We start from the raw sequence: 8603 nt of genomic DNA on the forward strand, positions 1-8603 counted from the left end.
AATTTAATTCCTTTTCTGTCGTTCCAAAGACTTCATCTACCTCTTTAGCGAAGACTTGGAATATACAGTCTCTCTCTTGTTCCTCTGAAGCAATACCTGTCGCTGCACCTTCAGGAAGTTTCCCCCTAAATCCGCATAATCCTAGCGCTACCCCTTACTCGATTTCAAAGGGTGCAGTTTATACCTGTCATTTGTTATTTCTTATATGATTAATCAACAACTTTTCCACTTGTGATTTAAGAGCTTGATTTGCATAACGGAGTACTACATCATTACCTGCAGTAGCAACTTGCACGTCACTAAAGTATTCATCTACTGGTTGCCAACCTACTACTCGTATACGTTTTTGCGCAAGTTCCCGTTTGAGGTTAAAATATTCTTGTCTTAGATCCTTTAGCAATGAATCCATCATTGGGAGAAATACCGTTTTCATTTTAAACTGCTCTAATCTACAATAGTCAACCTGCAATGATTTAACTGCTAGTTCAAACAAAAGATACTTATGAAGTAATTGTCTTTCGTCGGCTTTAATCATAATAATCAGCATCCAATTGAGCTGATTGAATACTTTGGATTGGAATACTTTTCGTTTTAAGTAGTGTTTCAAGTATGAGTTCATTAGTATTAATCGATTTGATTATTCCAGTCCACTGTGTGATTTTGTAGTCTTTCCACTCTTCTAATTTTATGTCCACTTGCTGATTAAAAGCTTGATCGATTGTATTCTGTAGTTCTTCCAGTTCCCACTCAGTCAATTCTCTTGGCTGTTCTATGCGCTCTTGTTTGTACTCTCTAAGAAGCTCCAAATGCTCCGGCAACATCATCGATGCCCATTTAATATTACCTCTGTCTTGTATCATTAATAAATCACTCCTACGCTAAATGACCACCAACTAAGCGATCTCGATTAATAGCTGTACCAGCTTTGGTGAAAGAAACTGCTCTTAATATTGAGGTAGCTCCAAACCTGTTGCGTATTGCATCCATTGTAGGACCGATTATTTGACGCTGTGGCTTACGTTCATCAAATAAATCCAATTGAATGCTATGCTCTCTTTCCAGGTTGGATATTCTAACTGATAACTGACGGGCAGGCTCTCCTGCAAAGTGTTCATCTAGTAATTCAATACAAGTTTTATACATCACAAGTGTTTCGCTCGTTGGTACTGCAATCGTTTTAGATCGATGGAATCCTTTGGTCATAGCATTTCGACTATATGAAAGACCAATACTAATTGTACGGCCAACATACCCTGCATCCCGTGTTCGCTTCATTACGTCCTCACACATTTCAAGTAGCACTACAGAGATTTCTTTACGTGTGTGGTAATCCCTCATCAGCATTTGGCCCTTCCCAAAACTTAAAGCTCCGTTTGTTATTAACGGCTCCCCTAATTTGGATAGATCTACTCCCCATGCATGGTAATAGAGTTGATTGCCCATTACACCAAAGCGCTTTTCTAATTCTTTTGGATCTGTATTAGCCAAACTACCAACTGTTTGTATTCCCATAGCATTTAGATTTGCTTCCATTCGTTTTCCTATACCCCACATTTCGGATAGAGGTCGTACAGGCCACAATTTCTTTGGAATATCCTCATAAGTCCATTTGGCAAAACCAGTTTTCTTTGCTTCAAGGTCTAAAGCTAATTTGGCTATTAACATATTTGGTCCCATACCTACTGCGCTAGGTACATTAAATTGGTCAAGTATAGCCCTTTGTATTTCCTTAGCCGTTTCTTCAGGTGAACCCCAAAGCTTTTCAGTGCCGGTTAAATCAACAAAACTTTCGTCTACACTATACACATGTATAGCATCAACTGGGACGTAATTAGAGATCAATTTTGTAATCGTCATCGACATTTGAATAAAGAAACTCATTTTAGGCTCAAACAATCTAATGTCAGGATGTTTAGGTATTTCATAACGACGACTACCTGTTTTGATACTAAATTTTTCTTTCATTAAGGGGGATGCAGCAAGCACTACGCTACCTGGTTGGTCAAAATTTGCTACTACTGCAATTGGAGTTTTTAAAACATCTAGCCCATGTAACATCGCTACGCAGCTGGCGTAAAAACATTTCATGTCGATACACATAATAGGTCTATTGGGCATACCCTCATAATTCATATAACTTCACGTCCCTTACTAACAAAAGGAATAACGACTAGAACATTACTGATTAAAAAAGTACGTTTTGCACATCTTGTAAAACAAAATGCTTGAAATAAATCACCAACAATTTTAATGACTTTTATACGCCTTTTTGTTACGGAACCATCTTTCGCTACATATATCATGTTCACTAATTGATTGCGTTGCATAGCTTTAATCAGTTGCTCTCTCACCTTAGTTTCCTCCCACTATCTCTCAAAATGCCTTAAATTGACTAATCACTTTATATAGATATTTTATTGGCACAATGATTTCCCCTTTACCTATCATATGTAAGAACATTTGTTTGTATACATATTAGAACAAACGTTTGCTTTTATCAAGATTAAATTTTTGGAAATAAAAAAAGACCGGGTACTCAAAAATGAGCACGGACTTATCCCTGTCAAGTAGACAGCTGTAGCTGCTAGCCTTATGAAGCGTTGTATCTATATTCGAACACGTAAAATTTTTTTCACAGCTCACAGAAATCCCCTTTAGAGGATACAACAAAACGCTCTTTCAAGATATTGAAATAAAGGGGAATATAGTATATATTAGGCTCTCTTGCTATAATTATAGGAAACAAATCACAAACAACCAACTTCAAAACTTAATCCCTCATTTCCCAAAAAAATTTTTACTACGAATAAATGGAGGCTAAAATATGAGTAACATTAGAATAAAAGGAATCTCTATTTAAAATTATCGTTCATTTTGGGAAAAAAAATATAGTATTTCCAAAAGAAGATTATAAAAAACCTATTGCAATTGTTGGTTATAATAATGCTGGAAAAACGAATTTTTTAAACGCATTATTATTTGGTATTACCGAGAGATACATTAACAAGAGTACTTTTACTAGAGATGATTTTCATAATAGAAATTTTAATAATGTACCTAAAATAATAGCTGGTGTAGAAAGTAGTGTAGAATCAAAAATTGATGGTAAAGATGCCGATTTAACAGGCTATCATTTTCTTAATATTGAATTGGATGGCACAGAAATAGAAAGTGCAAAAATTGAATCCTTCACAGATCAAGATAAACAAAATAAAAATTGGAATGCATATGGAGCCTCAAAATATTATAAGATTTTCTATATAAATTTTCATGAAATCAAAAAGGAAATATCTACAAAAAAAGACGAGTTGGGGAAATCTAACATCATTTCTCGCAAAACATATTAAAAGTATTGTTGATTCGGATAAAGATATGCTAAAGAAAAAAAATACTTTTAAAGATGAAGTAAAAGAATCTACTGGAAATATTCTCGAAAATTCTAAATTAGCTACTTTTATAGAAAAGATTCAGTCAAACTATTCAAAAAATCTCAGGAATAACAATTGTAATATTGAGTTTGGCTTGCCAGAATATGAAGAAATTTTCTTAGAAATGATATTTAAAATAGGATTAAATGGTGATACTAATAATTTAATTCCCATTGAACTTATCACTAAATCCTTTTGGAGGATTAGTATAAAACTCATAGCTTTTCTTTGTTAATCCTCTTACTGTTTTATTACCATATGCTTGCATGTATATTGCTGCAGAACGCCCTGTGGAATGGTAGGCTAATTGAGTCTCTTTTTCTATAAGGATTACATTAGCGTCCTTAGCCAGTTCATATGCTGCCGATGCACCTGCAATGCCGGCACCAATAATCAAATAATCTCCGGATTGATCCCTCATTAGATATCATCTATCATCCCTTTTATTTTTTTTTAGCGAGAATGTTAAACTTCATTTGAAAAATTGAATTTGTTAGAATGCCAGCTATTAATCCCCAAAAAGCAGCCCCAATACCGAAAAAGGAGATACCTGATATAGTTACTAGAAAAGTAATTAATGCACTTTCCTTTTGAGTACCCTCCATCGCTGATGTTAAGCTACTACTAAGTGAAGCAAATAGAGCCAAACCAGCTATAGCTGCTATAAACTCACTAGGAAGCGCTTGAAAAATCGATGCAATGGCAGCTCCAAACATACCGAAGATTAAATAAAATAATCCACATGAAATACCCGCAATATATCGTTTATTTTTATCTTCATGAGCTTCTTTTCCAGTACAAATTGCAGCAGTAATTGCCGCTAAATTAATAGCATGAGAACCAAATGGTGCAAGTAAAATAGAAAAAATACCCGTTGTTGTAACTAAAGGACTTATTGGAACATTATAGCCATCCGCTCTTAGTACCCCAATGCCAGGAGCATTTTGAGATGCCATCGTTACAATACATAACGGAATGCCAATCCCAATCAACGCATCTAATAAAAATGTAGGAACTGTAAAAATAGGGTTCACTAAAGATAGTTCAATACTTCCCGTCTTTAGATTTCCTGTAAAATAAGTAATCAATAAACCTAAAAACAATGTAATTACAACCGTATAACGTGGTGAAAATCTTTTAAATAGTAGATAACACAGTATCATTGGAAAAACCAATACAGGTAGGTTTTTTAATGATGTGAAAACTTCAACTCCAAAATTCAAAAGAATTCCGGCAAGCATAGCAGTTGTGATGGAATAAGGTATTCGATTCATGATTTTCTCAAATATCCCTGTACATCCTAGGAGTGTAATAATGACAGCTGAAAATATGAACGCTCCTATCGCATCTGTATAGGAATAAATTGACCAGCTTGAAACGAGTAAAACCACTCCTGGTGTAGACCATGCTGTTATAATTGGAGCTTTAAACCAAATACTCAGCAAAATACAGGTTATCCCACTACCTATCGAGATCGCCCATATCCACGAGGACAAATGAGAATCACTTAACTCGGCTACTTTAGCAGCTTGAAAAACAATTACTAAAGGCCCAGCATAAGATACCATTGTGGCTATTAATCCGACAACTACAGATGATATTGATAAATCTTCTTTTAACATTCCCATATTAAAGGAGTGTTTTGAAATCTTTAACACAAAGCAACCCTTCCTCCAGTTTCTGCTTTTATAAATTTATATTCCTTTATCACCTCGCTTTTTTATGTTTTTTATACTAACACAACAACCCATCATTAAAAACCATTTTTTTCCACGTTCGTTTTTCTGTAACTTTTCATAAAAATTTCCTTGTTTTTATAAAATCAAACTTATATTATCCTAAAAAAACAAAAATGAAATATCTCTATTAACATCATTGTTATAGTTTTATATCTAAAGACACTTCTAAATACATAAAATTCACTTAAGGATTAGCTTGTTTCCTCAGATAGAAAAAAATTATTCTAAACATATTTGGAAAGTTGTTTATCTATTTAACTATTTTCAAGTTTTAGAGATAGATACTTTAATTATTTAAATTGTTATCAAGCTATAGCTTTACCGGATTAAAGTATTATTGTGTTTCAAATTTGTCTATTTAAAAGAATAATTTTATTCTTTTCTTATAAAAGATTTTTCTTACAATTAATTGACTTTCGCACTTCGATATAATAGAATTTAACAATTTATTTTTACGGATTACATAATCTGGGTATAGGGATAATTAAGTTTTTTATTTTCGATATAAAAATATAAGAGCCTTGCTACATTTTATTGTAGCAAGGCTCTTATAAGGTGCAAAATGCATACAGTTTGGAAAGGCAGTATAAGCTTTGGTCTAATTAATATACCGGTTAAACTACACGCAGCAAATGAAAGTAGACAGCTGCAAAATAGACTAAGCAACTATAATTTCCGCAACAGAGTTAGTTTTTCAGTGTTACACCAGCAGAACGACAAGGGGAGGTGGGATAAAAGATTCAGCTGGGACATTCATCCGCTTTCCTCTAATGCCTATGATAAATTACTAAACATATCTAGGTTACAATTTAATTTTGATGATTTCGCCACAATTAAATTTCTTAGAATATATTTCACTTTTTTGAAAATCATTATAAAAAAGGAGTTTTGCAATACAGCTTGCGTAAAAGCATTTCATGTCAATACAAAAAATATCCTTATGCGGAAGAATGTCGTAATTCATATCACCTCACGCTTCCGATGTGTAACCGGCAATATTGCTAGAACATTGTTAATAATAAATGTACGCTTTGCCTGCCTCGTAAAGCAAAATGCTGTAAAGGAATCACCCACCATCTTTATGATTTTTACACGCCTTTTCGTAATGACACCAGACTTAGCTACATACATCATGCTAACTACTTGTTGACGTTGCATTGCTTTTATTAACTGTTCTTTCATCTTAGTTGCTCCTTTTCACTAGCTCTGTTATATGCAGTGTGCACACAAAGCTGTTTTCCGAAACAGAACGAATGTTTGTTTTTCTATTATACGTACATTCGTTCTTAATTAGAAGAGGTAATTTTAAGGAATTAGGAGATAAATAAAGTAGGCGTTCGTGTAAGCCTAAAATAGCTTTGTACATATTCTGTGCTTAAGACATGTATTGAAAACTAATTAGAAAGGATGTAATTATTAGCTCAAATATTGACTATACTTCGTCATCAACCCAGTTCACGTTTGATGTAAATGACAGTACTCTTTTTAAAAGAGATGATCGGAATTTTCTAAATATTCTAGGTGTAGAACAATTAAATACGTTAGAAAATATATCTTTGCTCGATATTTTTCTAAGTAAGAATAAGGTGATAGAACCACACTATCATCAAAATGCAGCAGAACTTGTTTATTGTATTTCTGGTGCTGCCATTGTTTCTATATTTAACCCCTTTACAAAAGAGATTAAAAACTATCCTATCGAGCCTGGCCAAGTCGCCAATGTACCGCAAGGATGGTGGCATTATGAAATTGCTACTGAGAATGACACGCATTTACTAGCTATTTTTGATGCTCCAACACCTGAAGTTATTTTAGGTTCAGATATTTTGAAATTTACACCTTCCAATGTTATGGCCCACACTTATTGCTTAGATGAAGCTCAGTGGAAGAAAACAATTGCTCCTATCGTACCATCAACATATATCGGTCCACCTAAAGACTGTAACCGTGTAAAATCAACTGCTGAAAAGCAAAAAGATCCAAAGGAGCAAAAAGATCCTCATCATAAACATAAAAATAAGTATAGACCTTCACAATTTATGAACCCATATCCGCCGTATCAATATCCAAATATGAATCCATATATGAATCCTTATGGCTCAAATCCTTATGGCTCATATTATTAAGTAATAGTAAAAAAACGGAAAATCATTCATTCGAGTGTATGACTCCACATCATAAGCTCTACACCTTTCATCGCATAAAAATAAATAAAAAGGAAAATCTATATTTTAAGTCATAGCTTCGTTATTACTAAAAGAGGTGTAGAAAATGGAATTATTTCCAGTGATCCATACGAATTTTTGGGATGCTGTAATAGCCGTTCCAGCTGTGTTAATTATTACACAGCTCATTAAAGTATTTATGCATGTTCAGCCTAAATATGTTCCCGCAATCGCCCTTGCTATTGGCTTGATTATTTCTATTTTCATTAGCCATAAACATAATCTTATTGCAGGAATATTTATGGGCTTTTTTTATGGTTACGCAGCTATTGGCAACTTTGCTGCATTAAAAACAACCATTAATAGTTTTAAAAGCAAGAAATTAAAGGAATAAACCTTTGGCTCATAGCGTGGAGTTGATTTCCGTTCCGACTGGGTGCTTTCCTGGGGGCGTCCGATGAGCCGCTTCACTCGCTCGCTCCAGGGTCTCGTCTGTGACGCAGATCCCCAAGGAGTCACCCAGCCTCCACTCCAATCAACTTATATACATGTTAGACGTTTTAACAAATGTCATCCCTTAACTTTTAGTTATGAATCCTTATATTGTAAAAAATGATTAAAATTTAATTTATTAACACATCCTAATCTCAAATAAATGAACGAGAACGTGAGTTAGGATGTGTAACTATGGAAATGGTAAATGGAAATCTAGCATCATTACGCTATAAGGAAATTTTTAAGATTTGGACACAGATTGGTGTTAATAATGGCTATATAGCTTCAAATCATGCATTTTTCAAGCACGCTGTTGATAAAAATCTGAAGGCTATTATCGTAGATTTTGTTCAGTGTTTAAAAGAGGAAAATAAACAGCTAACTGTGTTATTAAAGGAAAATGGAGTGCTTGCCCCTTCTACATCAATTGACTACGGAAAGTTGAAAATGAAAAATATACGAGGAAAAAAAGCCATTAATGATACAGAAATCAGCACCATTTTATCGATGAATATAGCTTCTTCACTTATTTCAGTCAGTCAGGCATTAGAAATGTCTGTTAAGAAGAAGCATACTGCAAAATATGGAGAACTTCATATGAGGTATGCCATACTAGGTGCAAAGCTAATACGGCTTAGTAATGACAAAGGTTGGCTACTAGCTCCTGCTACAATTTAATGTTAAAAAGAGGCTGGGACAAAACCCATCTCTAAACTAAAAAGCCGGTGAAATTTTACGATCAGTAAAATTCACCGGCTTTAAATTTTTTTCATAAA

General features: G+C 34.0%; 10 protein-coding genes. 3 read left to right on the top strand and 7 right to left on the bottom strand.

All coding sequences use genetic code 11. The annotated features are described in order from the left end of the window. Positions 1 to 187 precede the first annotated feature (187 nt). From ACQKNC_RS11600 to ACQKNC_RS11630, 7 genes are all read right to left on the bottom strand, one after another. Entirely contained in the window at positions 188 to 535 is a 348-nt protein-coding gene (locus tag ACQKNC_RS11600; protein ID WP_427424996.1) for an aconitate hydratase, read from the bottom strand. Further along, positions 528 to 860 carry a YolD-like family protein gene (locus ACQKNC_RS11605; RefSeq protein WP_427424997.1) on the bottom strand — a complete coding sequence of 111 codons (333 nt, stop codon included), beginning with the start codon at positions 858 to 860 and terminating at the stop codon, positions 528 to 530. The genes ACQKNC_RS11600 and ACQKNC_RS11605 overlap by 8 nt, the downstream gene beginning before the upstream one ends. A 13-nt stretch (positions 861 to 873) precedes the next feature. After that, positions 874 to 2133: a DNA polymerase thumb domain-containing protein gene (locus ACQKNC_RS11610; protein WP_427424998.1), complete on the bottom strand. Its 1260-nt coding sequence runs from the start codon at positions 2131 to 2133 to the stop codon at positions 874 to 876. Then, positions 2130 to 2351, bottom strand: coding sequence for a transcriptional regulator (locus ACQKNC_RS11615; protein ID WP_427424999.1), 222 nt, complete (start codon positions 2349 to 2351; stop codon positions 2130 to 2132). The genes ACQKNC_RS11610 and ACQKNC_RS11615 overlap by 4 nt, the downstream gene beginning before the upstream one ends. Before the next feature lie 1240 nt (positions 2352 to 3591). Then, on the bottom strand, positions 3592 to 3849 hold the full coding sequence (locus ACQKNC_RS11620; protein ID WP_427425000.1) for an FAD-dependent oxidoreductase: 258 nt from the start codon (positions 3847 to 3849) through the stop codon (positions 3592 to 3594). Positions 3850 to 3871: 22 nt separating this feature from the next. Beyond that, on the bottom strand, positions 3872 to 5086 hold the full coding sequence (locus ACQKNC_RS11625; RefSeq protein WP_427425001.1) for a benzoate/H(+) symporter BenE family transporter: 1215 nt from the start codon (positions 5084 to 5086) through the stop codon (positions 3872 to 3874). 1041 nt (positions 5087 to 6127) lie between these two features. Next, positions 6128 to 6349, bottom strand: a complete 222-nt coding sequence (locus ACQKNC_RS11630; RefSeq protein ID WP_427425002.1) for a transcriptional regulator — start codon at positions 6347 to 6349, stop codon at positions 6128 to 6130. Between the two features lie 233 nt (positions 6350 to 6582). Between ACQKNC_RS11630 and ACQKNC_RS11635 the strand changes: the two genes are divergently transcribed. The 3 genes from ACQKNC_RS11635 to ACQKNC_RS11645 all read left to right on the top strand — a co-directional run bounded on the left by ACQKNC_RS11635 (position 6583) and on the right by ACQKNC_RS11645 (position 8505). Then, positions 6583 to 7293, top strand: coding sequence for a cupin domain-containing protein (locus tag ACQKNC_RS11635; protein ID WP_427425012.1), 711 nt, complete (start codon positions 6583 to 6585; stop codon positions 7291 to 7293). A 145-nt stretch (positions 7294 to 7438) separates the two neighbouring features. Beyond that, positions 7439 to 7726, top strand: coding sequence for a hypothetical protein (locus ACQKNC_RS11640; protein ID WP_427425003.1), 288 nt, complete (start codon positions 7439 to 7441; stop codon positions 7724 to 7726). A 293-nt stretch (positions 7727 to 8019) separates the two neighbouring features. Further along, positions 8020 to 8505 carry a DUF3231 family protein gene (locus ACQKNC_RS11645; RefSeq protein WP_427425004.1) on the top strand — a complete coding sequence of 162 codons (486 nt, stop codon included), beginning with the start codon at positions 8020 to 8022 and terminating at the stop codon, positions 8503 to 8505. Positions 8506 to 8603: the final 98 nt, after the last annotated feature.

The sequence above is a fragment of the Lysinibacillus sp. NPDC094177 genome (assembly GCF_050279145.1).
Lineage (GTDB): Bacteria > Bacillota > Bacilli > Bacillales_A > Planococcaceae > Lysinibacillus.